We start from the raw sequence: 26,354 nt of genomic DNA, 5'->3' as shown, positions 1-26,354 counted from the left end.
CCGCCGCGACCCGCGCGTGCACACGCGCGGCCGTCTGTCGCTCTGGCGGTGACCTCTTGCGCATGACCAGCCCTGGGCCGGTCCCATGCCGGTCGCCGCCGCTTTCGCATCAGGACCATCGTGAAACTTCCTCCATGGTTGGCGCCATGGCTCGCCGGCAGCGCCCTTGCTGCCAGCGCGCTCGCCTGTGCCGCCCAACCCCTATCGAATTCCGCAGCGCTCGCGGCCAGCCGCCCCAGCCTGGCCCAGGCGATTGACGCCGCCTGGCAGCGCTCCGCCGAGGTGACGCAGTCGCAAGGCCAGCAGCGCCAGGCTCGCGCCGAGCAGGCCGTCGCCGCCAGCTGGCTCGCCGCGCCGCCAGCGCTGCAGCTGTCCCAGCGTGAAGGCCGCGGCAATGGCGCCAGCGGCCAGCGCGAAACCGAGGTCGGCATCGCCCTGCCGCTGTGGCGCATCGGCGCCCACGCAACCGCCGGCCAGGCCGCCCAAGCCGGCCTCGACTGGAGTGCCGCCGCCGAGCGGGCCGCCCGCCTGCACGTGGCCGGCCAGGTGCGCGAAGCCCTTGGCCAGCTGAGCGGCCTGGAGGCGGAGCAGCGCCTGGCCGCGCTGCAAGGCCAGTTGCTCGGTCGCCTGGCCGAAGACGTCGAGCGCCGCGTCAAGGCCGGCGACCTCGCGCCTGCCGACGCGATGGCGGCCCGGGCCGAGTGGCTGTCCAGCCAGGCTCTGGAAGCCGAGGCTGCACTGAAGCTGCACGCCCAGCAGACGCAATGGCAACTGCTGACGGGCCTCGCCGTTGCCGCGCGGTTCGAGCCCCCGCCCGCAGGGGCGACCTTCGACCTCGATGAGGCTCACCCCGAACTGCAGCTCGCCGCGCGCGCCGTCGACCGTGCCCAGCGCCAGCTCGCCCTGGCACAGGCCCAGCGCGGCGACGGCCCCGAGCTGGGCGTCAACCTGCGCCAGGAACGCCCCGGCCAGGGCAATCCGGCATTGAACAGCATAGGCGTCGCGCTGCGCCTGCCTTTTGCTGCATTTGGCACCGAGACGCACGCCCAGCCGCGCATCGCCACCGCGCTGTCCGAGGTCGACATGGCCCTGACCCAGCAGCAACGCACCCGCGACCGCCTCGCGGCCGAGCTGGAGCTGGCACGCAGCCAGCTGCAAGGTGCTCAAGCCCAGACCCGCCTCGAAACGCAGCGCGCCACGCTGCTGCGCGAGCGGGCGGGCCACATCGACAAGGCTTTCAAGGCGGGCGAAGCGCCGCTGCCCGAACTGCTGCGCGCCCTCAGTGCCGCCGCCCAGGCCGAGGCCGCCAGCGAACGCCAGCAAGCCCATCTGCGCCTGGCCCAGGCGCGACTCCAACAAGCCCAAGGATTGCTTCCATGACCTCCCTTTCCCTGCTGCGCGCCCTCGGCGCCGCTGCGCTGGCCGTGAGCCTGGGCGCTGCGGCCGGCCCCGGCGCCCACGGACCCAACGGCGAACATCTCGACGGCCCGGCCGCCACCACCGCGCCCGCCGGCAGCCGCCCGCGCATCGAAGCCAGGAGCGAGCAGTTCGAGCTGGTCGCCACGCTCGCCGGCGGCGAGTTCTCGATGCTGATCGATCGCTTCGCGACCAACGAGCCGGTGCTCAAGGCGCAGGTCGAAATCGAGTCCGGCGGTCTCAAGGCCAAGGCTCCCTTCCATGACGACATCGGCGACTACGCAGTCGCCGACGAGGCGATGCTGAAGCTGCTCGGCAAGCCCGGTGACCACGCCATCGTCATCACCGTCATCCACGGCAACGAGTCGGACCTGCTGGACGCGACCCTCAAGGTCAGTGCCGAGCAGGCCCTGGCCGCGGCGCAGGCACCGCACGCGCACGAGCCCGGCGATGACCACGGGCACGACCACCCCAGCGGCTCACGCAAGCTGTGGACAGGGATGGGCGTCATCGCGGCGGCGCTGATCGCCCTGGCTGCATGGCGCCGCCGCGCCGGCGCCAGGACCGGGAACGGAGGCCAGGTATGAAGCGCCCGCTGCTGACCCTTGGACTGCTGCTGGCCGCCACGGCCAGTCTCGCCGGTCCCGGCGCCCATGGCCCCAATGGCGAACACCTCGACCAGGCCGGCCCGACCAGCGCCTCGGGCCTCGTGCGCCTGCCCGACGGCAGTGTCAACGTGCCCAAGCTGGCCCAGCGCCGCTTGGGGCTGCGCACGCTGATCGCACCCGAGACGGAGGCCGCCGCGACGCTGGAGCTGCCCGGCCGTGTGGTGCAGGACCCCAACGCCAGCGGCCGTGTGCAGGCCAGCCATGGCGGCCGTATCGAACCCGGCCCCAAGGGACTTCCTGTGCCCGGCCAGGCCGTGCAAAAGGGGGAAGTCCTCGCCTGGCTGCACCACCACGCCGAGCCTTTCGCTCAGGCCAACCAGGAAGCCCAGCGCGCCGAGCTGCGCGCCGGCCGCCAGCTCGCCGAGCTGCGCCTGAAGCGGCTGGAAGGGCTGGAGGGCACGGTGCCGCGCAAGGAGATCGAGGCGGCGCGGCTGGAGGCCGAGTCCCTGGCCGCCCGCGAGCGCAGCATCGCCGCGAGCCTCGACCAACGCGAGCCGCTGCGCGCGCCGGTGTCGGGCGTCATCGCCCGCTCCGAGCTGATGGCCGGCCAGGTCATCGACGCGCGTGACGTGCTCGTCGACATCGTTGACCCGGCGCGGCTGATGGTCGAGGCACAGACGCCCGACGTGACGCTGGGCCAGCGCATTGCCGGCGCCGAGCTGGCGGATATCACCGGCGTGAAGCTGCAGCTCGCCGGCGTGCCCCGTGCACTGCGCGACGGCAGCTTGCCGCTGAGCTTTCGCGCACAGGCCGACAAGGCCGGGGAAGCGACATCGCTCGCCGTCGGCCAGACGGTCACGGTGATCGTCTCGATGAAGGACAAGGTCAAGGGTGTCGTGCTGCCGGCCGAGGCCGTCGTGCGCAGCCCGGTCAACGAGACCGTCGTCTGGATCAAGACCGGCGCCGAGCGCTACATGCCTCAGCCAGTGCAGGTGAAGCCGCTGGACGCCAAAACCGTGCTCGTCACGCGAGGCCTTGCGGCGGACAACCGCGTCGTCGTCGTGGGCGCGGCGCTCATCGCGCAGATCCGCTGAAGGGCCGGCCATGTTCAACTGGATCGTCCACACCAGCCTGCGCAACCGGCTCTTCGTGCTGGCCATTGCTGCGCTGCTGATGGCCTATGGCGGCCTCACCGCCTGGCGCACGCCGGTCGATGTGTTTCCCGACCTGAACAAGCCGCTGGTCACCGTGCTGACCGAGGCCGGCGGCATGGCACCCGAGGAAGTCGAGCAGCTCGTCAGCTTCCCCATCGAGACGGCGCTGAACGGCATGCCCGGCATCACGCGGGTGCGCTCGACTTCGGGTGTCGGCCTGTCTATCGTCTACGCCGAGTTCGACTGGGGCACCGACGTCTACCGCAACCGTCAACAGGTGTCCGAGCGGCTCGCGCAGCTGCGCGGCCAGCTGCCGGGCGACATCACGCCGACGATTGGTCCCGTCTCGTCCATCATGGGCGAGGTCATGCTGATCGCGCTGCCGCTCAGCGTAGGCCAGGCCACGCCCATGCAGGCGCGCGAGTACGCGGACTTCGTGCTACGACCGCGGTTGCTCGCCATCCACGGCGTGTCCCAGGTCATCCCCATCGGCGGCGAGGTGCGCACGCTGCGCGTCGAGCCCGACACCGTGCGCCTGGCGCAGCTGGGCGTCTCGCTGACGCAGATTGAGCAGGCACTACGTGGCTTCGCCGGCAATGCGGGCGGCGGCTTCATCGACCTGAACAGCCGCGAGTACCTGATCCGTCACCTCGGCCGTACCAACCGCATCGAGGACCTGCAGGGCATCGCTGTCGCCTGGAAGGATGGCCGCGCCGTCCTGTTGGAGCAGGTCGCCAGCGTGCGCTTCGCGCCTGGCCTCAAGCGTGGCGACGCCGGCTACAAGGGTGCGCCGGCCGTCATCGTCAGCGTGCAGAAGCAGCCCGCGGCTGACACGGTCCAGCTGACGAAGCAGATTGAGACGGCCCTCAACGAGCTGAAGCCCGGCCTTCCCAAGGGCCTGAGTGCGCCCAAGGTGCTATTCCGCCAGGCCGACTTCATCGAGGCCTCCATCGCCAACGTCACCGGCGCGCTGCGCGACGGCGCCATCATGGTGGCCATCGTGCTGTTCGCATTCCTGCTGTCGGTGCGCACGACGCTGATCTCGCTGATTGCCATCCCGCTGTCGCTGGCTGTCACCGCGCTGGTGTTCCGCCTGCTCGACCAGTCCATCAACGTGATGACGCTGGGCGGCCTGGCGATTGCCATCGGCGAGCTGGTGGATGACGCCGTTGTGGACGTCGAGAACATCCAGCGCCGGCTGCGCGAGAACCGAGCGCTGCCCAGCCCGCGGCCAGTGCTGGAGGTCGTGCGAACCGCCAGCGTCGAGGTGCGCACCGGCATCGTCTACGCGACCTTGATCGTCGTGCTCGTCTTCGTGCCGCTGTTCGCGCTGCCGGGCATCGAGGGTCGGCTGTTCACGCCGCTCGGCATTGCCTACATCGTGTCCATCCTGGCGTCGATGCTGGTGTCGATGACGGTCACGCCGGTTCTGAGCGCGTTCCTGCTACCGCGCATGAAGCGGCTGGACCATGGCGACAGCCCGTTGGTGGCACGGCTCAAGGGCTGGGATGCGCGGCTGCTGGCCTGGTCCTTCCCGCGCGCCAGGCTGCTGATCGCCGCGGCCGCCATCGCCGTCGCTGCGGCTGCAGCCAGCGTGCCGTTCTTCCCGCGCGCCTTCCTGCCGGCCTTCAACGAGGGCTCGCTGGTGCTGTCGCTAATGTTCAACCCCGGCACCTCGCTGGCCGAGGCCAACCGCATGGGTTCGCTGGCCGAGACGCTGATCAGCCAGGTGCCCGAGGTGACCCAGGTGGGCCGCCGCACCGGCCGCGCCGAACTCGACGAGCATGCCGAGGGCGTGCATTCGTCGGAGATCGACGTGGACCTGCGGCGCGGTGGCAAGCCTATCGACCGCGAGGCGGTGATGGCCAAGATCCGCGCCCAGCTCGCCTCGCTGCCGGCCCAGGTCGCCATCGGCCAGCCGATCTCGCACCGGCTGGACCACCTGCTGTCCGGCGTGCGCGCGCAGATCGCCGTGAAGATCTATGGCGACGACACCGACACGCTGCGCGGCCTGGCCGAGCAGATGCGCGCCGGGTTGAGCGGCGTGCCGGGCTTGGTGGACCTCACCGTCGAGAAGCAGGTGCTGATCCCTCAGATTGCCGTGCGGCTGGACCAGCGCAAGGTCGCCCAGGCCGGGCTGTCGCCGGGCGAGGCGGTGCGCGTATTACAGGCGTTGACCGACGGTGCCCATGGCGCGGAGATCGTGGACGGCCAGCGCCGCTATGACCTGGTGCTACGCCTGCCCGACGACCAGCGCGGCCCGCAGGACCTGGCGCGCACGCTCATCGACACACCGGCCGGGCGGCTGCCGCTGTCCAGCATCGCGACCGTCGAGGAGGCCGACGGGCCGAATCAGATCGGCCGCGAGAACGGCCGGCGGCGCATCGTGGTCTACGCCAACACCGACGGGCGTGACATGGGCCGGGTCATCGGCGACATCCGCCAGGTCATTGCCAAGACCGCCTTGCCTACGGGCGCCTTTGTCAGCCTGGAGGGGCAGTTCCAGGCGCAGGAGCAGGCAACGCAGCTCATCGTTGGCCTGTCGCTGATCTCGCTGGCGATGATGTTCCTCGTGCTCTACACGCGCTACCGCTCGGCCGTGCTGGCCGGCATCATCATGGCCAACATCCCGCTGGCGCTGGTCGGCGCCGTCATCGCGATGTGGCTGGCCGGCGTGACGCTGTCGGTCGCGACGATGGTGGGCTTCATCACACTGGCCGGCATTGCCACGCGCAACGGCATTCTCAAGGTCAGCCACTACATCAACCTGTGCCGCTTCGAGGGCGAGCGCTTCGGCCTGTCCATGATCGTGCGCGGCTCGCTGGAGCGGCTGACGCCGGTGCTGATGACGGCCCTCGTCGCTGCCTTTGCGCTGACGCCGCTGCTGCTGGCCGGCGACGAGCCGGGCAAGGAGATCCTGCACCCGGTCGCCGTCGTCATCTTTGGTGGCCTGGTCAGCTCGACGCTGCTGGACACGGTGCTGACACCGGTCATCTTCTGGCTGGTGGGAGACAAGCCGCTGCAACGGCTGCTGGATCCCAGCGAGACCGAGACCCCGACGCAAGCCCAGGAAGCATTCTAGGAATCAACCAGGCCACGCGGCGCCGCCTGCACAAGAGCGCCGCACCCCGATTGGAGATGAACCCCATGAAGACCAAGCAACTGCTGATCACCGCCCTGCTGGCCGCGAGCGCCCTGGCGATGAACCCGGCGATGGCCCACGGCTCAGCCGCACCGCGCCACGGCGGCGTCGTCCAGGTCGCCAACGACGTGAACTTCGAGCTGGTGGTCGACGCCGACGGCGCGACCATCTACCTTGTCGACCATGACGAAGACATGCCCTCCAAAGGCGTCTCGGGCAAGCTGACCGTGCTGAACGGCGCGCAGAAGTCCGAAGTCGACGTCAAGGCCACCGAAGGCAACAAGCTGCGCGCCACCGGCGTGAAGATCGCCCCGGGTGCCAAGATCGTGGCCGTGCTGAACAACGTCGAGGGCAAGACCGCGACGGTGCGCTTCACCATCAAGTAAGGTGCCGTCATGACGAAACGACTGATTGCGCTCGGTGCTCTGCTCGCCGTTGGCACGCCACTCTGGGCGGCCGATGCGCCTCGCGACAACGCGTCGCTTGCAGCCAAAGCCGAGGCCGTGTTCGGCAAGCAGGCGGGCCAGAGCTTCGATGCGCCCGCGGTCAAGCCGAGCGCCTCGGCGCCGCGCACAGAGACCGTGACGGTGACGCTGGCCCCGGGCAAGGGTGCCGAGGTCCAGGCGGAACTCGACGCCGGCCAGGGTATGGTCTTTCACTGGTCCGCCAGCGCCGACGTGGCCGTGGACCTGCATGGCGAGCGGACCGGCTCGAAGGACGAGTACACCAGCTACGACATCGAAGGCGGCCAACGCCATGGCGCCGGCACCTTCGTGGCGCCGTTCGCTGGCACGCATGGCTGGTTCTGGAAAAACCGCAGCCAGCAGCCGGTCACGGTGACCCTCACGATCACGGGCTTTCACAAGCGGCTGGTCCGGCACGGTGGGCAGCCCTGAAAGCGAAGCCGAGCGTGCCCCTTCACCTGAACCTTCCTGCGCTGCGCGGCGGACTGCTGGCCTTGCTGGCGGCCGCGCTGTTCGGCGTAAGCACGCCCCTCGTGCAGAAGCTAGGCCAAGGACTGGGGCCGTTCACGACCGCGGCGCTGCTGTATGCCGGCGCGGGTCTCGCCGGCGCCTTGCTGCGCCAGAAGGCGGAGAAGGAGGCACGCGTGCTCCGCTCGGACCTGCCACGCCTGCTGGCCGTCGCCCTCTTCGGCGCGGTGATCGGCCCGGTGGCGCTGGCCTGGGGGTTGCAGCGCACCAGCGGCACCGGCGCGTCGCTGATGCTGACGCTGGAGGCCCTCTTCACGGCCGTGCTGGCCTGGCGCCTCTATGGCGAGTCGATGGACCGACGCGTCTGGACCGCGATGCTGCTGTTGCTCGCTGGAGGCGTGCTGCTCATCCTTGACCAGGGCCTGGCGTCCAGTGGCCAATGGATCGGTCTGCTCGCTGTGCTTGCCGCAACAGCCGCCTGGGGCACGGACAACACCTTGTCGCGAGCGCTGGCTGAGCGTGATCCCGGCCAGGTCGTGCTGGCGAAGTCCGCGCTCGGCGCCGCCGCGACCGCGGTGCTGGCCTTCATCGCGGGCGAGGCGGTGCCCGGCCTCGGCACCGCGGCGGGGCTGATGGGCATCGGCGCGACCGGCTATGGCCTGAGCCTGCGCTTCTATCTGCTGGCCCAGCGCGAGTTCGGTGCGGCGCGCACGGGCTCCGTGTTCGCTTTCGCGCCCTTCATCGGCGCGGCGCTGGCCTTCGGATTGGGGGACCGTTCAGCCGGCTGGGGCATGGCGGCGGGGGGCCTGCTGATGCTGCTGGGCGTCGCGCTGCACCTGGCCGAGTCGCACGACCATGAGCATGCACACGAGGCGCTGGAACACGAGCACGCGCACCGGCACGATGATGGGCATCACGACCATACCCACGACCCGATGCCAGAAGGCGCGCACAGCCACCAGCACCGGCACCAACCCGAGCGCCACAGCCATGCGCATGTGCCGGACGCCCATCACGGGCATGACCACTGAGGTCAACGCCCCAGGCGCGCTTTGACTGCCTCCACGAGCGGCGCGACGGCCGAAGGTGGAAACGGCGACACACTGCTGACGTTGATCTCGCAGAGCACGTAGCTGCCCGGCTGCTCGCCGAACAGGAAATCGCAATCCCACAGCATCGGCAGCTGGTCTCGCTTGAGGCCCACGCGCTCGCGCAGCAGGTCTATCCATCCGGACTCCAGGTGCTGCCGCAGCGCCTGGAACTGCGGCAGGTCCGCCGGGTGATAAAGCCGCGGGCTGGTGGCAGGCGGCGGCTCACCGTCCTTCGCTGGATGCAGCGCATTGACAGCCTGGTGCCCGAAACCGGCAACGCGGTCCTCGACGAGGTAGGCCCTCACCATGCCGTCGACGAGACGCGGCTGCCAGGCCTGGTCGATCATGTGGCCGCCGTTCTCCGGCTCGAAATAGGGCGCCAGCCGCTGCTGCAGTTCGTGCAGGCTGAGCAATTCCTCCTCGCTGCCCCGCTGCGCATGGCGCACCTTCAAAAGCGAAGCGCCGGTTGCCTCGACACGCCAGACGCCATTGCCACTTTGCCCGCGGTACTGCTTCAGCACACGCGCCCCGCTGGTCAGCCGCTGCGGTAACCCGTCGGCCAGTTGCACCAGGCTGTCGACGCGCACCGCATCGCTGCCGAAGGGCAGGTCGCGCACGTCGACAAGCACGTCCTTGGTGCCGAGCTTGAGCAGGGTGTCGGGATGCGTACTGACGAAGACGCCGCCCGCGGCCAGCTCGCGCAGCATTGCATCGAGCCGGTCACGGCGGCAGCCCGCCTCGATGGGGTTGCACCAGACCAGCAGGCCATCCACTCGCTTCAGCTGGGTAGCGACTTCATCGGCGAAGTCGTCGTGATAGACGGCCGGCTCGGCCGCAATGCCGGCGGCGGCAAAGGCCTCGAACAGCGCGGCAAAGCGACTCTCGTCCGGGTCATTGCGGTCGCGGGCCGCACGGTCTCCTGGATAGAGCAACGCCAGCGTGGGTGGGTGGTCAGCAGCCATGCGCGGACGGGCCGTTCAGGCTGGCTGGGTCAAGAGGAAGGTCCTGGGGGATGGCGTTCATGGCTTGTCCTCGGCGTTCTGAAAGGCAGTCAGCAGGCCCTCGAAGACCCCGGCGCTGACTTGCATCAACTGGTCGTCATCGGTGATGGCCTCGCGCATGCCGGCCAGCACGCGCTCGACGCCCGCGGCCTCCGGCGGCTGCACGCCGCCGATGTCCAGGCTGTGCACCAGCAGGCCCAGGCGCAGCAACGCAGGCGTCTCCAGGCCGAAGCTGGCGAGCAGCGTCTCGAAGGTCACGCGGGCGCCGACGTGGGTGAAGGAGGCGCCGTCGAAGTCAAAGCCGAGCGCCCTCTTCGGGCAATCGGCCGGCGACTGGAGCCACAGGATGCGGGCGTCGGGGTCGATGAAGCGGCGGATCAGCCAGGCGCAGGCCATCCGGTCCACCCACGGCCGGGCGCGCGTGGCCCAGATCCGCCCCTGGTAGTCGGCCCGATCCAGTGGCGTGATGGTTCGCACGGCGGGTTGAGGCTCATCCGGCGACAGCAGCCGGCTGGCCTGGTCCTCGAATTCTTCCAGTGCTTCGCGGGCCTGGCGTTGGGCCTCACCGGGAAAGAAGTCGATGGCGACGAACTGGTCGAAGGCCTTGCGCAGCTTGCGAGCCAGCTTGACCGACTCCATCGCCTGCTCGGCGCTGAGCCGCTTGCGACCGTCGGCGATATCGCCCAGCAGGGCCGCGAACTCGGCGCTGCGGTTGAACAGCGCAGGGAAATTTGCGTCGCCAGACTCCGTGCCCAGCAGATGAGCCGTACCGTCGTTCTGGCGCAGGTCGTCGGCAATGCCACCCAGCGCCGCCTCATGCGCCTCGGAGTGCGGCAGCAGGTAGACGCCGTCGCGCAGCACCGCCGCGCCGCAGCCCTTGAGCGCCCGCCAGACGCGCATGCGGGCGGCGGTGTTCTCGGTCGGCAGCGAGAGGATGAGGAGCAGCCACTTCATTTGGTTGAATATATAACATCATGTCTCGATCACAACATATCGTTCGAGTGCCGATATCTGAAAACCCACCATCACCCTGGAGATGAGGAGCCGTCGCGGCCGGGGAGCAGAAGGCGGAACGACGTGACGGCGGCTCCGGTGCCGAGCGTCAGCGTGCCGCCGTGCGCCTGCGCAATCTGGCGGGCGAGGCTGAGGCCTATGCCAGTGCCTTCGGGCTTGGTGGTGTGGAATGGGCGAAAGATGCGTGCGGCTGCTTCGGGTGGGATGCCCGGGCCGTTGTCGCTGACTTCGATCGCGAGGCCGCCATCGGCAATGCGAGCCGCCAGCGTCACTTGCCCGTCGTTGCGGTCCAGCACGGCCTCAGCCGCGTTCTGCAGCAAGGCCCACAGTGCCTGGCTGATTTGGTCTCGATCCAGCGGCCAACGCAGGTCGTCCGGGACTTCGACAGTCAACGCAATGCCCGGCCAACGGCCGGCGAACAGCCGCGCCAGATCGCCCAACATCGGCCGCACCGCCACCGGGAGCAGCAAGGGATCGGGCAGACGGGCCAGCGCGCGATAGGCCTCGGCGAAGCGCTGCAGGCCTTCCGCGCGGCGCGCCAATGTGGCGAGGATTTCCCGCAGCAGCGTCAGGTCGGCGTTGGGCTGCCCAACCGCCGCCAGCCCGCTCTCGGCCAGAGACGCGATCGGGGCCAGGCCGTTGAGCAGCTCATGGCCGAGGACCTGAATCAGTTCGGCGCTCGCGCGCGCCTCTGCCGCGCGTTCTTCCTGTTCGATGTCGATGAGCGCGACGACCATGCCGCTGCCCAGCATGATGCGATCGATGCGCCAGCTTCGCGCTTCATGGCGCAGATGGCGGGCATCGCGGTCCAACAGTTCAAGGGGCACCGGCAGGACGCGGTCGTCGGTAGCGAACAACCGGCGCGCGGCGCGGTTGAGCGCACGGGCGCAGCCGCCCTCGATCGCCAGTATTGGCGTCGGCGCGACGTCCAGCAGCAGGCGAGGCGTGGTCACATCCGGCGCTGGGGTGACAGGGTCGGGCGTCGATAGGGGCCTTGCGGCCCGACCCCAGTCCAGTGCGCCGAGCCAAAAGGCGACCAGCGTCGCCCCGACGAGCAGCCCCCAATAGCCCTGGTGCACTGCCGTGCCCGCGGCGACGCCGCATGCGACGAACCCGATCGCATGGAGTGCCGCCCGCAAGCCATGTCTAGAGCCCATGGCGCGCCATGCGGCGGTACAGCGCACCGCGGCTCAAGCCCAGCGCGGTGGCGGCATGCGTGACGTTATGGCGATGCTCACGCAACGCCGCTGCGATGACGGCGCGTTCGGCGTCGATCAAGTCGAACCCACCAGCCTGCGTTTGGGTGACGGGCACCGACACCGACGGTGCGAGTGCAGCGGTGGAGATCGTGCCGTCCTCGGTCAGGAGCACCGCACGCTCAATCGCAAGCGCCAGGCCGCGAACCTCGTCGGGCCATCCGCCCGCTTGCACCGCCGCCTCGGCTGCTTCGCTCAGTCTTGCCGCGGGGCGTGCGAATCGCTCGGCGGCGATGCGGGTGAAGTGCCGCGCGAGCAAGATCGCGTCATTTCCACGCGCAGCCAGCGGCGGTACGGCGATCTCGACAGTCGCCACACGACGCTGCAACGCCGGCGTCAGCGACGCCACGCTTTCCGCGATCGCGATGCATCTCACCGCAGGAGGCAGACGGTCGAGCAGCCGTGCCTGCGCCACCGCATCCAGCCGGTCGGGATGGCGCAACAAGACGGTACCCGTCGCCCCGTCGAGCCGATCCCATGCGGCATCGTCGCGCAGGTCGACGCGCAGCAGCGGCGTCGCGGCATCGGCTGAGTTGGCGTGCACCGCCAGCGCGGTAAGCGTGCGGCCGCTCCCCGCCGGCCCCGTGATGGTGACGCCCGCGCCAGTCGGACCGAAGCGGCGCACGAGATCGCGCAGCCGCTGCATCGCCGCGCTGTCACCGAGCAGCCGGGCCGGCTCCTGTGGCGCAGCGGCCTGCACCGCCGCCATCGGCCGGTTGCGCGCGACCGCGGCTTCGACCTTGGCAACCAACTCGGCGTTGCGCCACGGCTTCATCACGAAGTCCCGTGCGCCGGCCTGCATCGCCGCCACTGCGATGCGGATGCCGCTGTGCGCGGTGATGACGACGGCGCACGTCGCCGGGTCATCAGCAACGATCCGATGCAGGCATTCCAAGCCCTCGGCGCCGTCTGACCGGCCCGCGGCGAAGTTCATGTCGAGCAGCACCGCGTCGTAACAGGACGCGGCCAGGCGTGAATACGCGGCCTCCGGCCCGTTCGCGTTGTCCAGTCGATGCCCGGCGATACGGAACGCGATCTCCATCGCCTCTGCAACGGCCGGGTTGTCATCCACCAGCAGGATTGACAGGCTTTTCGACCGTCCACTTCCGGACGGTGTGTCCATCGCCGGACGGAGGGCCTCCTGTGGATCCTCGCTAAGTTGTTGCGGCATCACGTTTTAGTCCTTCAGGCCTTCTGCAACCACACTGTCAGCATGATGACCGAACGGCTCGTGCACGCAAATATGCCGCCTGCATCCATCACCGGCGTGGGCATGGACAGCCGCGTCGAACGCGCCGCGACGCCGTGGTGGCGCCACCGTGCAACGCCGATGGCGGCGACGCTGGTGCTGGCAACGGCGTTGGTCTGGCGCTTCCTGCCCGCCAGCGGGTCGACCGACATCGCCGCTGCCGACATCGAAAGCGGTGCGGTCGTCCGCGCGCCCTTTGCCGACTACCTGCCGGTGCGTGCCACGGTCGCTCCGAAGGTGACGACGCTCGTTGGTGTTCTGACCGGGGGGCATGTCGAGAAGCTGCTGGTGCAGGACGGCACGACGGTGGCTGAGGGCCAGGCGCTGGCGACTCTGGCCAATCCTGCCCTGCGGCTCGACGTGCTGACGCGCGAAGCGCAAATCGCCAGCCAGTTGGGCGGCATCGCGGGCGAGAACCTGGGTATTGCGCGCAACCGGCTGGATCGCGCGGCCCAGATCGCGCAGGCCACCTACGACCTTCTGAAGGCGCGGCGCGAACTGTCGACCCGCCAGCAGCTGCACGAAGACGGGTTCGTATCCGCGGCAGGAGTGAAGAGCTATGCAGAGGAGGCCGCCTATCAGCAGAAACGGCTCGACCAACTGCAAGCAGGCAACGACGACGAGGCGCGTATCACAGCGACCCAGGGCGCACGGCTGGATGACACGCGCGGGCAGTTGGAGCGCAGTTTGGCCGCGGTCCGCGCTGGCCTGGATACGTTGACCATCCGCGCGCCCAACGCCGGGCGGCTGATCAACTTCACGATCCAACCCGGCCAGACGCTGCGCCCCGGCGATGCGGCGGGGCAGGTCGACAGCGAAGGCTCGTGGAAGCTGACCGCGGACGTCGATGAATACTATCTTGGACGCATCGCCGTCGGCCAGCGGGCGAGCGCAGAGAGCCTCTCGCTGACCGTCTCGAAAGTGCTGCCTGCGGTGAAGGACGGCCGCTTCCGCATCGAACTCGCGGTCGAAGGCATGCCGCCCGCTGGCCTCAATCGCGGTCAGACGCTCGACATCCGCATCACGCTCGGCAGCACCGCACCCGCCCTGATCGCGCCGGTGGGTGGCTGGCTCGACGCTGGTGGCGGCACGTCGGTCTTCGTGTTCGACGCCGATGGCGAACACGCCCGCCGCCGCGCCGTGAAAACGGGCCGTCGCAACCCTGAGCAGGTCGAAATCCTGTCCGGCCTGAAACCCGGCGACCGCATCGTCACCTCCCACACCGCCTCCATGAGGGGCGACGTTCTCAACATCCGCTGAAGGGCAAGCCGTGATCCGTCTCGAGAAGATCCAGCGCCGCTACGTCTCTGACGAGGTGGAGACGACCGCGCTCCACGACATCGACCTCCACGTCGAAGCCGGCGAGTTCGTCGCCATCATGGGGCCATCGGGCTGTGGCAAATCGACGCTGCTCAACACGCTGGGCACCGTCGACCGCCCGACCGCTGGCCGCTACCTGTTCGGCGATCGCGACCTCGCCGCGCTCAACGAGAAGGAGCTGGCGAAGTTCCGCGCCGCGACGTTGGGCTTCGTCTTCCAAAGCTTCAACCTGATCGACGAGCTGACGATCGAGGAGAACGTCGCGCTCGGCCTCGCTTACCGGGCCGATGCCGGCGACCGGCGCGCGCGGGTGGCGGCGGCGATAGACAAGGTCGGCATCGGCCACCGCGCGCGCCACTTCCCGCATCAACTGTCCGGCGGCCAGCAGCAGCGCGCTGCGATTGCCCGCGCGATAGTCGGCGATCCCAAGTTGATCCTTGCTGACGAGCCGACCGGCAACCTTGACACCGTCAACGGCGAGCAGGTGATGAACATCCTCGCCGGCCTGAACGCGGAGGGCGCCACCATCGTCATGGTCACGCATTCGCCCAGCCACGCCGACGTGGCGAAGCGCCGCATCGACATGCTTGACGGCCGTATCGTGGCCTCCGCGGCCCGCTCGATCTGAGGACCGCGCCCATGAACCGCTTCGCGCTGCTGTCGCTCTACCGCTCGCTGACTCGCCACAAGCTTCACGCCGCGCTCAACATCGGCGGGCTGGCTGTGGGCATCGCGGTGTTCCTGGTGCTGTCGCTCTATGTGCGATTCGAGACCAGCTACGAGAAGTGGCTGCCAGGCCATGGGCAGATCTACCTGGTGCAGACGCGCATTGACCTGCCCGGCAGTCCATTCAGCGGCGCCTATTCGATGACGATGGGAGGCTTGCTGGAGCAACTGCGTGAGGAACATCCGGGTGTCGTGGGGACGCGCATCCGCGGCGGCAAGGATGGCGGGAGCGTGCAACGCGGCGCCGAAGCGATCAAGGAAGACGTGGCGCAAGTCGATCCATCGTTCTTCGATGTGTTCGCCCTGCCGATGCTCAAGGGCAGCGGCAGCGCGCTCAACGATCCGACCAGCGCGCTCATCAGCCGGTCGGCCGCCCGCAAGTACTTCGGCAGCACTGATCCGGTTGGCCAGACACTGACCGTCTCGATCGACTGGCCCGCCGCATACCGGATTGCCGGCGTTTTCGAAGATCAGCCGGCCAACAGCGAACTGCAGTTGTCGATCCTCATCCCATTGCCCAAGGGCGCGCCTGCGGGCCAATGGCAGTGGTACATGTGGGGCACGGCGTCGGTCTCCACTTTCCTGCGCTTCGACACGGCGGCGCAGCGGCTGGCGTTGGCGCGCGCGCTGCCGGCGATGATCGATCGCCGAGCCACGAGCATGGGGCCGCAGCCGTCACGGTTCCTGTCCTTGCCCTTGCTGCCCCTGTCTGACATTCACCTGCAGCCGCAGGGACCCGAAAGCGCGGGCCGCAAGATGACGGTGGTGGCGCTGGGCATCGTCGGGCTGATCGCCCTGCTGATCGCCATCGTCAACTACGTGAATCTCGCGACCGCCCGGGCCGGGGTGCGTGCGCGCGAAGTGGCAATGCGCAAGGTATTGGGTGCGGACCGGCGTGCATTGGTCGGTCAGTTCCTGGGCGAAGCGGTGCTGACGGTCGCCGTTGCTGCGCTGGCCGGGTTGATCCTCGCGGAGTTGAGCCTGCCGTGGGTCAATGCCGCTGGCGGGCTGTCGCTCACCATGCCCTATTCGCTGGTCGTGCCGGCCCTGGCGGCGGCCACGCTGCCCATCGGGCTGGCGGCGGGCTTCTATCCGGCCTTGCTCCTGTCACGGTTGCCCACGGCGGCGGTGCTCGCGTCGGCGCGAGCACCGGGTGGCGGCCGCGCCGGCGTCCGCGTGCGTGAGGCGCTGGTCGTCTTGCAATTCGCACTCGCGACCGCCTTCGTCATCGGCACGGCAGTGCTGGTCGCACAGACCCGTCACATGCACAACGCCGATCTCGGCTTCCAGCGCGAAGGCCTGCTGATGGTGCCCTCGCTCGCGGAAACCGGCATCAGCCCACCGCAGGCCCGCGCGATCCTTGCAGCATTCCGCGAGTTGCCCGGGGTCCGCGCCGTCGGCAGCGCCAACGTGGGTGCGGGCGTCGATGGCAATGCCGCGCTCGATGCCATCGACATGCCGGGCCGCCCGGCGCCGGGCTTGACGATCCGCGTGATCAGCGTCGGCCCGGGGTTCTTCGAGGCCTATGCGCCGCGACTGCTGGCGGGCCGGTTGTTCGATGACGCGCATGCCGCTGACGACGCCAGCGACTGGCAGAAATGGAAGCTCGGCCGCAACATCGTCATCAATTTCGAGACAGCGAAGCGGCTCGGTTTCGCATCGCCACAGGAGGCGATTGGCAAGACCGTCGGCGGCGCGATGCCGCGCACGATCATCGGCGTCATCGATCAGTTGCGATTCTTCTCGCCGCGCGCACCGGACGACACCACCAGCTATCAGTACTACCGCGAGGGTCCTGCAAAGCCCGTCGCCGCGGTCCGGTTCACCGGCGATCCGCAGGTGACCTTGGCCGCCGCGCGGCAGGTCTGGCTGCGCCTCGCGCCGCAGGTGCCGTTCGTGGCCGCCACTGCGGATCGGCGACTGGCCCAGTTCTACGAAGCCGACGATCGCGCCACTCACCTGTTTGGCATCGGTGCGGCGCTGGCGGTCCTGATCGGCTGCGTCGGGCTATGGGGCCTCGCATCGTTCAATACCCAGCGGCGGGTGAAGGAGATCGGCATTCGAAAGACGCTGGGTGCGTCGTCCGCCGATATCGCAAAGCTGCTCGTCGGCCAGTTCCTGCGGCCCGTGCTGATCGCGAACCTGCTCGCATGGCCATTGGCATTCGTGGCTATGCGGGCGTGGCTGGCCGGTTTCGACGACCGGATCGAACTCTCGCCGCTTTACTTCGTCGGCGCGACATTGCTTGCCGCGGCCATCGCGGTACTGACGGTGCTCGGCCAGTCGCTGCGCGCCAGCCGCGCCGCGCCGGCCTGGGGATTACGTCACGATTGATCTATCTGGGGCGTGCATCCCAAGCGATCAATCAATCTCCCGAGGGGCGTGCTTGACTTGCGTCGCCCGTGTGTCGGTTTGCGCTGAGCACCCGGAATCGAAAATCTTGGTGCCTCCGATGCTTGGCCTCAGCCGCGTCAGCGAACTTGGAACCGCTGCCTCACTCAACTTTGAACTACCGACTTTTTGTTGTCGATCAATGTTGAACTGTTAGCGGCGGCTCGCTGCAACGCCTAGTCGGCGAGCGTTGGATAGTCGGTGTAGCCCCTGGCTCCGGGCGTGTAGAACGTGTCCGGCGCCGGCACATTCAACGGCGCGTCTTGGCGCATGCGCTCGACCAGGTCCGGGTTGGCGATGAAAGGCCTGCCCATGGCGATCAAGTCTGCGCGGCCGTCGCTCAGCGTCTGTTGTGCGCTGGCTTTGTCGAGCCCGCCGGCGAGGATGAAGGGGCCATCGAATGCAGCCCGCAAGTCGGACTTCAGCTGCGCCGGGACGGGCGGGGCGCCCATGGCCGAATGGTCCAGGACGTGGACATACATGAGGCCAAGTGCGGAGAGTTGCTGAACCAGCGCCAGGTACTGCTCGTCCACGCCTTCGAATGCGCCGGTGCTGTTGACCACGCCGCGGGGTGACAGGCGGATGCCGACTCGCTCTGCGCCGATCTCTTTCACGGCCGCACGGGCGACCTCCAGCACCAGCCGGTTGCGCCCTTCAGCGGTTACGCCATAACCATCGGCGCGGCCATTGACATTGGCGTTCAGGAATTGCTCGAGCAAGTAGCCGTTGGCCGCGTGCAATTCGACGCCGTCGAAGCCGGCCTGGATGGCAAGCCGCGCAGCAGTGGCGTATTCGCCGATCACGGCCTGGATGTCAGTCTCCGTCATGGGGCGCGGCGGCGTGTGCGGCTGGCTGCCTTGCGTATCGGTCCACATTTCGCCGGGGCAGGTCTCGGAAGAAGGCCCGAGCACTTCGGCGCCGGCCGGCAGGTTGGCCACGTGGGACACGCGACCGGTATGCATCAGCTGCACGACGATCCTGCCGCCCCTGGCGTGCACGGCATCGGTCACCAGCTTCCAGCCCTGCACCTGGGCGTCATTGAACAGCCCCGGAATGCGGGCATAGCCCAGGCCGTTGGGCGATGGTGAGGTGCCTTCCGTGATGATGAGGCCGGCGGTCGCACGCTGGGCGTAGTAGGTGGCCATCAGGCTGTTGGCCGTGTTGTTGTCGCTCGCGCGGCTGCGTGTCAGCGGCGACATCACGGTGCGATTGCTGAGTGGGATGGCGCGCAGGGAAAAGGATTCGAAAAGCATGGGCTGTTCTCGGGGGAGTGGAATGAAGCGGGGATTGGCAGTGGCGTTGAGTCGGCTGGGTCACCCGATCCGGTAGCGGGCGGCCGGCGTTCCAACTTGGGTGTTCGCGAACAGTTCGGAGCGCGCGGCTTCGTACTTGTCCCAAAGGCCTGCGTCGGCGACCGAGGGCCAGGTGACCGTTTCGCCCTGGTCAAGACCCGCAAGCGCCGCATCCACCATGTTCTCGGTCGTCATCACGGACGCCTTGTTGAGAGCGGACAGCGGGACACCCGACGCGTCCCAGAGTTCGGTGGCGGTCGATGCCGGAAGGACCAGCTGAACCTTCACACCGGTTTCGGCAAGTTCCTGCTGCAGACCTCTGCTGTACTGCAGTACGAAGGCCTTGGTGCCGCTGTAGACGGCGCTGATCGGCAGCGATTGGATGGCCAGGACGGAAGCGATGTTGATGATCAAGCCCTGGTTCCTCGCCACGAACGCAGGCAGCACGGCCTGGCTCAGGCGTGTCAGCGCTGTGATGTTGAGGGCGATCTGGGACATCGCGTCGTTCGCAGACGTCTGCGCCGCCGGCCCCAGTCGTGCCACACCGGCGTTGTTGACCAGGACGCGAAGGTCCTCCTGGGTGGCCAGAACCGTCTCGATCCGCGCCAGATCTTGGTCCTGGGTCAGGTCGGCGACGATCGCCTCGGCTTTGATACCGTACGCCTTGGAGACCTGGGCGCTCAGCGCTTGCAGGCGATCAGCGCGCCGGGCGACAAGAATGAGGTCGTAGCCACGCGCAGCGAGGCGGTCCGCATAGACAGCGCCGATACCGGAGGAAGCCCCCGTGATCAGAGCGACTTTCCTGGAGTTGACGTTGGTCATTGATCGGTCTCTTATAAAATTGAGTACTCAACAAAATTGTTGAGGGCTCAAATGTAAGATCGACCGAGCGCGTCTTGCAGATAGTGCAGTACTCAACCATTTTGTGAACATGGGAATCTCCGCACCTCTCGTTGACCCGAAAAATGGCCTGGACACGCCGACCGTGCATGAGAACGACATGCTGGGCGGCCGCGTCTGTACGAACACGGCGTTGCGCCTTGCGGCCCGCCGACTCGGCCAGCTGTATGACGAAGCGCTTGCGCCGTTGAACCTCAAAGCCACGCAGCTCGCGCTCATCGCAGAAATACACAAGCTCATGGGCACAGGCCAGCAAGGGCCGACGCTGCAGGATCTGGCGGCCCGGCTCGCCATCCAGCTTTCGGCACTGACCCATGCGCTCAGGCCGCTGGTGCGGGATGGCCTCGTCGAGTTGCGCCAGGACGCCCAGGACAAGCGGATCAAACATGGCGTTCTGACCCCGCTCGGCCAAGCGCGGCTTTCAGAAGCCGTGGTGCTCTGGGCTGCAGCAAACGACCAGGTGGAAGCCGCTCTGGGCCCCGCCTCGGCTGCGAACTTGCGGGCCCTGGCCGATCAGGTGGCTTCCGACGCGTTTCTGGTTGCCTACAAGGCAGAAGCCTCTTGACATCAACCACGGCGTGACGCCGCTGTCGGTTTGCGTTCAACCCAGAACTGGAAACCGGCTCTGATCAATCACTTGGCGCAGGACGGGTCAGCAGGCTTTGAACTCGTGTCTCAATCAAGTCTGAACTATCGGCTTTCTGTTTCACTCAACTTTGAACTTTCGGCGCCAGCAACGCATGAACCAGAGGAGGTGCCCAGTTGCTGCAGCGCCTCGAAGGCGATGTCACGCATGACCCAGTCGCGCTGGCGCCCCGACACGCCCATCGTCGGACGCGTCGCAGGTGATGACGCCGGGGCGATTTCGACCGCACGGCTGTGGGCGATCCGCAAGAGGTTCTTCAACGTGTCCGCGGGCCTGCTGGAAGAGACCAACCCGAAGCTTGCCGACAAGCTCAGGGCGGCGTCGCCGCACTGGATGCGTCATACCCACGCGTCACATGCTCTGCACAGGGGCGCCGAACTGACGACCGTGCGCGACAACCTACGCCACGCGTCGATCGCAACCACGTCGACCTATCTGCATGGGGACGATGAGAAGCGCCGCAAGCAGCTTGGCTCAGCCTTTCCGGCGACTTAGACCTTTACGTCTTGCGCCCGACGAAGCGAATTCGCGGCAGCAATGGGAGCTGTACGTAGTCCGACTAGGCTGAGCCCACCAAGGCTAGGTGAGGGGCATGGTCCCCACATGAGCATCCCCAATTGTGGGGATGACCTCAACTGGAGGTGCAAAAAGAATCGGATCCGGAAAAGTCTACGCGAGGTAGGGATGGAAAACGAACAAACGTTTGAATACTCACTGGGTGTCGCCAAAGTCTCCGGAGAGGAGGTTCAAAAGGGTGCCCGCGAAATTTGGGACGAAATGAAGACGCCGGGATCGCTGGCGTATGAAGACCTCCAGAAGCTCGGTCTGAAGCCCGACGACCTGCCAGCTGATTTGGATTCGGCGCTCTCGTTCGAAACGGACGCCGTCGGATATGACCTGGCTACCATCAGCTTGGTCGTCGCGACCATTGGGGGCGCGATTGCGCCGAAGCTCCCAGGGATGATTGGTGATGTCTGGAAGTACGTGATCCTCCCGCAACTCCGTGCGCGCTGGGGCGACAAGGCCCTTGCCGAGAAGGCGAAAAAAACCACTGGAAAAGGTGGCGCCTAGCGCGGAGCTGAGGCCGTGCACCTGGGGTGGCCACACCTCCTTCCGATCACGTTGCACCTCCATGCGTCCAAGGAGGCGCTCAAGCTCGGCCATCCACTGTCCGTGCTGACCGAGGAGGGGGTGCCGAAGGATATCTTCGGCCTGCTCGGAGACGTCGCGGGCACCAAGGTACCGCGGCAACGCGGTGGTCACGCAACGCCGACAACCTCCTCTCTTGAGCACTATCTCGACGCAGTGGCTGCGGAGATAGAAGAGGCTTTCGCGGAGGCCGACGATCTTTTCCAAGGCGCTTTGCTAAAAGCAGCAGCCCGAGGAACTGGAAACTCGATCTGCACACGCTGTGCCGCGCAGGCCGGCGCGAGCGCGCACGTCTGTACCTTCAAGGTCGCAGATCAGGTCAAGGACCTCGCGGCTGTGACAGATAGAGGCCTGTGTTTGCAGCCCATCACGGAGCTGTTCGATTACTGTGCGAAGCTGGCTGGCCGTCTCTATGGCCTATCCGCTTCTGCTGAGCCGCTTCTGATCCTAGAGACGGGATTCGAGCAGGCTCACAACGAGATGATGGACTCCGTGCTGCACGGTAGCGTCCGAGAAGCCGCCCCGCGCGGTGGTAGAACCTGCCGCCTCGTCAGCATCAAGCTGTCGGCTGGTAAGTGGAGACCCAGCGACTACTTGGGAATCGTGACCGTGCTGTTCCATGAGTGCTTCTCGCATGGCTTTTGCGCGGTCAATGTGCAGCAAGGGCTGCAGTCGATTGCTTTCCATGAAGGGTGGATGGACTGCGTAGGCGTCGCCGCGCTGCGGGGTGAGCTGAATCGCCTCCCGAACCAGGTCCCCCCTGCCGAGTGCCTCGGCGGCCAGCACGTCGCTTACCTCTACCGCAGCGAATTCCTCGGTGCTCTGGACCTCTTGCACATGCGCCGCTATGGCGCCTCAGCCAGTCTGTTTCCCGAAGTTAACGACTACATCAAGGGGAAGAACGCCCTTGAGGCTCTTCGAAAAATGCTCATGATTCAGTTGGCTGGAGAGGTGACGGATCTGGAATCGGTCGCTGCTAAGACCCTGCTTACTGCGTCCACCGCGCTGAACGCTGACTCCTCGTGGACCCACGAGGAACGAGGGCGATTCGTGAGCGCTATGGTGCAGTGCTTCGCGAAGCCATCCCACGAGCTCGTGGATGAGGCTGTTAAAAAACACAGCATTACACGCTCGTTGGAGAGCCTGATTGCGCATCCAAAGCGCCACGCTGTGAAGTTCGCACGACAGGTTCAAGCCATCGCCGCTGCCGATTCGCCATTCACTTGACAAACGAATGTCGATTGCTAGAGTGTCTGCCAGGGGGGAAGCATCATGCTGAAAAAACTCACAGTCCTGGACAAGATTCTGGAGCTGGAATCGTTCACGATCGCGCAGCTTTCGGAGGCCTCGGGCATCACTGGGAACACGGTCCAGACCGTGGTGAACAGGTGTCCACCGTTGTGGCTCGAATCTGAGTCATCCACTACAGGAGCCAAGGGAGGGCAGCCAAAGCGGTACGAGCTGACCGAGCTGGGCAAGGCTCAGATTCGCGCTCAGTTGGCGCTGCTGCCAGCAACTCCAAGTGTCCGAAGCAATGGCAAGCCACCAGCTGGGATCGCGCTTGCCGAAAAGGCACTGGATCAGCTGCGGACGGCAGTCAAAGGTGGCGTATTCGAYGGGGACCAGGCGAAGTTTTGGCGTGACGAGGCGTGGAGCAATCTGGAGTGGGCCAAGGGAGAGCTCGAGGGTTCAAACCAGCACGACCAAAGGCATCGGTTGGCCGAACTACGGGAAGAGGTTCTTCGGCTCGACATTGAGCGTCGTGTTAAGTGCGAGAAGGAGCTCGAGGTGCGCCCCCCAGCAGAACGCCGTCCTCCGCACCTCGCTCAGACCGCTGAAGCCACCCGATCGCGTAGGAAATTGGAGCTCATGACCAGCGCGGGTGAGCGCCCAGCGTCTAGCCCAGCCGCAGCGCCGGCACTACCCAGCTTCTTTAGGACAGTGTTCAGCGGGATGGCTCAACAGCCGGCGCGCCGCTAATGAAAACTCTGACCTTCTACTCCTACAAAGGAGGTCTCGGGAGGTCCATGCTGCTGGCCAGCATGGCTCACATTCTTGCGCGCTCGGGCAAGTCGGTTTTTGCACTGGACTTGGACTTCGAAGCACCTGGCCTGCACTACAAGCTTTCGCCGGGAGGACCTGCTGATCTTCCAAGAAAAGGCGCAATCAACTTCATCTCTGAAACCCTTCGAACTGGCGCTCCTCCCAAACGACTTTGGGGGGAGTACGTTTTTAAGGTCAATGAGACACAGCCCAACCTCCGGCTAATGGCCGCAGGTTCGCCATTTACCGGAGAATATCTGGATCTGTTGGGTGGGTTCGATGTGCGGAATATGTTCGACGGCGAGGAAAATGCCGGCATCGACGTGTTCTCCCTCCTTAAGGCATCGATACAGGCCGAATTCGAGCCCGACTATTTGCTGATAGACGCGCGAACCGGACTCACCCATGTGAGCAGCGTGGCGCTCCAGTTGTTGACGGACGCCGCGATATGCCTTTTCTCCTGCTCCAGTGAGAGCTATGACGGCTCTCTTGGAGTCATGAGGTCGGTAGCCTTTGGCAACGATTCACAAGACATTCCGACCGAGATTTTCCCTGTGATATCTCGCGTATCTACTAGTCGGGATGGGGCCAAGTTGGAGAAAGAGTTTCGTCAGCGACTCAGGCGGGACCTGCCGAACGTTGAAGAGTCGAAAGTTCTCGTCTTGCATACTGATGTGAGTTTCGAGGTTGACGACAGGCCGGCGATTAATCAGCAAAGAAGCTTAGCCGAATCCACGCTCATGAACGACATGGTGGGGGCGGCCAAAACACTCTTCGGGCAAGACCGAGGAGTGATGGAAGTTCTCGATCAGCTCAACCTGCCGGAGAACCTTCAAGAGGGCGGCGAACTGCAGCCTCCAATGCCCATTTTGGACCGAATGTCGCTCCGATCGACTCGAAAAGGACCACAACAGCATCTGATCGTCGCAAACAAGCGGTATGTGGAAGGACGCGCCTACAACGCATGGGTGGACGATCTATTGTGGATGCTACTGAATCGCTCCAAGGAAAGCGGTTTCGGCTATACAACCGTTCCATCTGCAGATGTTATTTGGGCGCGTGTTCCTGAACAGATGCGCAGCGGCGCCTTTGATTTTTGTTGTGATCCTTACTACATCCAAAGAAGTCGCGAACTTCTTCTTGGCTATTTCCCATTTGGCTATGTGAGTACATTCGAGCTGTTCGTTGAGGCGGGAACCGAATTCGACGACGTGCTCACACGCGCCTACAACAGGCGTGATCACTATAAGAAATGGACACTGCGGGATGCCTTGATCGCCCTCTTTAGAAGTGGAATCCAGATCAAGGGCGTTCCTTTCAATGCGAGACATCTGCAAACGGTCAAAGATACATCCTCCTCCACCGAATGCCAGCGCATTATGGCGGAGCTCCTTCTAGACGACTCAGTTCACTTGGTGGGTCAAAAGGAGAAGCCAGAGGACCTGAAAAATAGTGTCTTAAGAGACTTTCTATTGGTCATCGATCACGGCACCGGTGTGGATCTTCTGAAGTCGCTTCCAAGCGGAAGGGAATATGCGAGGCAACAAGGCTATCGGCAAGTTTATTATGAAAATGGGCCTGTGCCGGTTGGGCTAATCTATCCTAAAGAAGACACTCAGTGGGGGCGTGCAATTGCTGACGCAGTAAGTAATTTGATACGCACTGGTCAACTGACAGAATCATATTGGGAAGCCGTCTCCGACGACCTGCGGGAAGTTGGAATAGGTGCCGTTTCGTTTGATACGTTGCAGCGGATAGCTTCGCGAGGAATGTCGTTCGCAAAGGCGTTCGACTGGGGACTTGCACGGTCGGATGCTGTATCCAGGCGACTTCATGAAATGTGAGCGCGGGGCAAGGTCAATTGTTCAAGCGCTGCCAGGCGGCATTCTCGGCGTTAAGCGCGAGCTGCGGTGACCGGCGATACGACCCTCGCTGCTGTTTCCTGAGATGCGCTGGCGTCTTCGGGAGGCCACTGCGCCAGCAGTTGGCGATGGGGCGCACGCACGGCGCTGACGCTATCGGTCCCAACCGATCTCCCGTATGACCAAGGCGAGCGCATAAACGGCGGACACCATTCGGCGAACCGTCTACGTCGCCGGCTGAACCAGGGTTCGAAATGTGAAGGGGCTGACCGAAGCCGCTTCATGGCGGCTCGACGACTTGGAAAGTCCTGCCGGCCCAGCTAGGCCGCAGCCGCGAATAGCCGTGCTGAGCTTTTGAGCCCCGTACAACAGAGTGGCCGCTCGATGACCTTAGGCGGCGCTCGACCTGTTCCCATTGACCGGCCGTCGGAAGCCAGTTCATTTCAATGGAGCGTTGAACTTCAGAAGGGATTTCCTTGTCGGATATTGGGCGGCACACCAGCTTGACGATCTCACGCCCGGCCAGCATCCAATGAGCTTCGATGTCCGACACGACACCCGGGCGCGACGGATCAGCGGGAATGGGTGTCGCCGCGCCAAGGTCCGCTGAGCAACGCTGGCAGCGCCGCTGTGATCCATGTCCATAGCTGCCGGCTTTCGTAGCAGCCATGTCCAACGGATAGCGCAGTGAACGCTTGCAATGCCAGCAGCTCGACTCCATCAGGCAACCGTGGTCCGGGCAGTATCGCCAGTCGAGGAAGCGCCAATGAATAGGGAAGGAAGGCGGGTCTCTTTCTCTCATGCATAGAGGGCAGTAGTGGAAGCATGATGTTTTCGTGTGATGGCCACACAGCACGCTCGCGCCAAGCCAGCTCTTGTTGAGTCTGGTCATGGCGCGGTCCGCTGCGAGGAACGCCGAAGTCGGCAGGCCACACTTCAGCCTCAGCTCAGTCAGCGCCAGACCGTGCAGTTGCAGATCTGCGTCGCGACGAAATTCGAGACCCAAGAAGTCAAGAAGCGCTTCCAGTGAGCAACCTTGCGCCAACGCTAACCGACTCAACCAGCTGCTCGGCGCTTCGTCACCCATGGGCATGGGCACACCGTGGCGAATGACTTGATCTGTGGTCATGTGAGGAACAGCGGCAGTTGCGGCCACGCCGAG

At 65.9% G+C, this 26,354-nt stretch carries 22 protein-coding genes and 1 pseudogene; 16 read left to right on the top strand and 7 right to left on the bottom strand.

The window, feature by feature from the left end; all coding sequences use genetic code 11:
- Positions 1 to 120: 120 nt before the first annotated feature.
- From ACXJKJ_RS04925 to ACXJKJ_RS04895, 7 genes are all read left to right on the top strand, one after another.
- Positions 121 to 1,380 carry a TolC family protein gene (locus ACXJKJ_RS04925; protein ID WP_457389306.1) on the top strand — a complete coding sequence of 420 codons (1,260 nt, stop codon included), beginning with the start codon at positions 121 to 123 and terminating at the stop codon, positions 1,378 to 1,380.
- Positions 1,377 to 2,003 (top strand): hypothetical protein, encoded by a 627-nt coding sequence (locus tag ACXJKJ_RS04920; RefSeq protein WP_457389305.1) that lies wholly within the window; start codon positions 1,377 to 1,379, stop codon positions 2,001 to 2,003. The genes ACXJKJ_RS04925 and ACXJKJ_RS04920 overlap by 4 nt, the downstream gene beginning before the upstream one ends.
- Positions 2,000 to 3,118 (top strand): efflux RND transporter periplasmic adaptor subunit, encoded by a 1,119-nt coding sequence (locus ACXJKJ_RS04915; RefSeq protein ID WP_457389304.1) that lies wholly within the window; start codon positions 2,000 to 2,002, stop codon positions 3,116 to 3,118. Before ACXJKJ_RS04920 ends, ACXJKJ_RS04915 begins: the two co-directional genes overlap by 4 nt.
- Before the next feature lie 10 nt (positions 3,119 to 3,128).
- Positions 3,129 to 6,260 carry an efflux RND transporter permease subunit gene (locus tag ACXJKJ_RS04910; protein WP_457389303.1) on the top strand — a complete coding sequence of 1,044 codons (3,132 nt, stop codon included), beginning with the start codon at positions 3,129 to 3,131 and terminating at the stop codon, positions 6,258 to 6,260.
- Positions 6,261 to 6,325: 65 nt separating this feature from the next.
- Positions 6,326 to 6,706: a hypothetical protein gene (locus ACXJKJ_RS04905; protein WP_457389302.1), complete on the top strand. Its 381-nt coding sequence runs from the start codon at positions 6,326 to 6,328 to the stop codon at positions 6,704 to 6,706.
- Positions 6,707 to 6,715: 9 nt separating this feature from the next.
- Entirely contained in the window at positions 6,716 to 7,216 is a 501-nt protein-coding gene (locus ACXJKJ_RS04900; protein WP_457389301.1) for a hypothetical protein, read from the top strand.
- A gap of 14 nt (positions 7,217 to 7,230) precedes the next feature.
- The gene (locus ACXJKJ_RS04895) at positions 7,231 to 8,283 is read left to right on the top strand and encodes a DMT family transporter (RefSeq protein WP_457389300.1); all 1,053 of its coding nucleotides are present in this window, start codon (positions 7,231 to 7,233) and stop codon (positions 8,281 to 8,283) included.
- Positions 8,284 to 8,285: 2 nt separating this feature from the next.
- Here the strand turns inward: ACXJKJ_RS04895 and ACXJKJ_RS04890 are convergent, their stop codons facing one another.
- From ACXJKJ_RS04890 to ACXJKJ_RS04875, 4 genes are all read right to left on the bottom strand, one after another.
- Positions 8,286 to 9,305 carry a Cj0069 family protein gene (locus ACXJKJ_RS04890; RefSeq protein WP_457389299.1) on the bottom strand — a complete coding sequence of 340 codons (1,020 nt, stop codon included), beginning with the start codon at positions 9,303 to 9,305 and terminating at the stop codon, positions 8,286 to 8,288.
- Between the two features lie 57 nt (positions 9,306 to 9,362).
- On the bottom strand, positions 9,363 to 10,298 hold the full coding sequence (locus tag ACXJKJ_RS04885) for a chromate resistance protein ChrB domain-containing protein (RefSeq protein WP_457389298.1): 936 nt from the start codon (positions 10,296 to 10,298) through the stop codon (positions 9,363 to 9,365).
- Positions 10,299 to 10,369: 71 nt separating this feature from the next.
- Positions 10,370 to 11,497 carry a sensor histidine kinase gene (locus ACXJKJ_RS04880; protein WP_457389297.1) on the bottom strand — a complete coding sequence of 376 codons (1,128 nt, stop codon included), beginning with the start codon at positions 11,495 to 11,497 and terminating at the stop codon, positions 10,370 to 10,372.
- 7 nt (positions 11,498 to 11,504) lie between these two features.
- Positions 11,505 to 12,785, bottom strand: coding sequence for a sigma-54-dependent transcriptional regulator (locus tag ACXJKJ_RS04875; protein WP_457389296.1), 1,281 nt, complete (start codon positions 12,783 to 12,785; stop codon positions 11,505 to 11,507).
- 45 nt (positions 12,786 to 12,830) lie between these two features.
- On the opposite strand from ACXJKJ_RS04875, the gene ACXJKJ_RS04870 reads away from it, so the two are divergent.
- Genes ACXJKJ_RS04870 through ACXJKJ_RS04860 form a run of 3 tightly spaced genes read left to right on the top strand, consistent with a single transcriptional unit; the run spans position 12,831 to position 17,243 of the window.
- On the top strand, positions 12,831 to 14,123 hold the full coding sequence (locus ACXJKJ_RS04870) for an efflux RND transporter periplasmic adaptor subunit (protein WP_457389295.1): 1,293 nt from the start codon (positions 12,831 to 12,833) through the stop codon (positions 14,121 to 14,123).
- Positions 14,124 to 14,133: 10 nt separating this feature from the next.
- Positions 14,134 to 14,811, top strand: a complete 678-nt coding sequence (locus tag ACXJKJ_RS04865; RefSeq protein WP_457324640.1) for an ABC transporter ATP-binding protein — start codon at positions 14,134 to 14,136, stop codon at positions 14,809 to 14,811.
- 11 nt (positions 14,812 to 14,822) lie between these two features.
- Complete coding sequence (locus ACXJKJ_RS04860) at positions 14,823 to 17,243, top strand: ABC transporter permease (RefSeq protein WP_457389294.1); 2,421 nt, start codon at positions 14,823 to 14,825, stop codon at positions 17,241 to 17,243.
- Positions 17,244 to 17,476: 233 nt separating this feature from the next.
- On the opposite strand, the gene ACXJKJ_RS04855 is transcribed toward ACXJKJ_RS04860, so the two are convergent.
- Both ACXJKJ_RS04855 and ACXJKJ_RS04850 read right to left on the bottom strand, forming a co-directional pair.
- Complete coding sequence (locus ACXJKJ_RS04855; RefSeq protein ID WP_457389293.1) at positions 17,477 to 18,553, bottom strand: alkene reductase; 1,077 nt, start codon at positions 18,551 to 18,553, stop codon at positions 17,477 to 17,479.
- Between the two features lie 60 nt (positions 18,554 to 18,613).
- A complete protein-coding gene (locus ACXJKJ_RS04850; RefSeq protein ID WP_457389292.1) occupies positions 18,614 to 19,414 on the bottom strand; it encodes an SDR family NAD(P)-dependent oxidoreductase in 801 nt (266 codons plus the stop codon).
- Between the two features lie 109 nt (positions 19,415 to 19,523).
- On the opposite strand from ACXJKJ_RS04850, the gene ACXJKJ_RS04845 reads away from it, so the two are divergent.
- The 6 genes and pseudogenes from ACXJKJ_RS04845 (at position 19,524) to ACXJKJ_RS04820 (ending at position 25,174) form a co-directional block, all read left to right on the top strand.
- Positions 19,524 to 20,057 (top strand): MarR family winged helix-turn-helix transcriptional regulator, encoded by a 534-nt coding sequence (locus ACXJKJ_RS04845; RefSeq protein ID WP_457389291.1) that lies wholly within the window; start codon positions 19,524 to 19,526, stop codon positions 20,055 to 20,057.
- A gap of 228 nt (positions 20,058 to 20,285) precedes the next feature.
- A pseudogene (locus ACXJKJ_RS04840) lies at positions 20,286 to 20,633 on the top strand (tyrosine-type recombinase/integrase); the annotation flags it as partial.
- A gap of 189 nt (positions 20,634 to 20,822) precedes the next feature.
- Positions 20,823 to 21,209, top strand: a complete 387-nt coding sequence (locus ACXJKJ_RS04835) for a hypothetical protein (protein ID WP_457389290.1) — start codon at positions 20,823 to 20,825, stop codon at positions 21,207 to 21,209.
- A gap of 51 nt (positions 21,210 to 21,260) precedes the next feature.
- Positions 21,261 to 22,514, top strand: a complete 1,254-nt coding sequence (locus ACXJKJ_RS04830) for a hypothetical protein (protein ID WP_457389289.1) — start codon at positions 21,261 to 21,263, stop codon at positions 22,512 to 22,514.
- Between the two features lie 45 nt (positions 22,515 to 22,559).
- On the top strand, positions 22,560 to 23,267 hold the full coding sequence (locus ACXJKJ_RS04825; protein ID WP_457389288.1) for a hypothetical protein: 708 nt from the start codon (positions 22,560 to 22,562) through the stop codon (positions 23,265 to 23,267).
- Positions 23,267 to 25,174 (top strand): KGGVGR-motif variant AAA ATPase, encoded by a 1,908-nt coding sequence (locus tag ACXJKJ_RS04820; protein WP_457389287.1) that lies wholly within the window; start codon positions 23,267 to 23,269, stop codon positions 25,172 to 25,174. Before ACXJKJ_RS04825 ends, ACXJKJ_RS04820 begins: the two co-directional genes overlap by 1 nt.
- A 298-nt stretch (positions 25,175 to 25,472) precedes the next feature.
- Here ACXJKJ_RS04820 and ACXJKJ_RS04815 read toward each other — a convergent pair whose 3' ends face one another.
- Positions 25,473 to 26,321, bottom strand: a complete 849-nt coding sequence (locus ACXJKJ_RS04815) for a TniQ family protein (protein WP_457389286.1) — start codon at positions 26,319 to 26,321, stop codon at positions 25,473 to 25,475.
- Positions 26,322 to 26,354 lie beyond the last annotated feature (33 nt).

This window comes from Roseateles sp. P5_E1 (assembly GCF_054049335.1).
The sequence above is the reverse complement of the archived record's forward strand: the minus strand, read 5'-3'. Positions and strand labels throughout refer to the sequence as shown.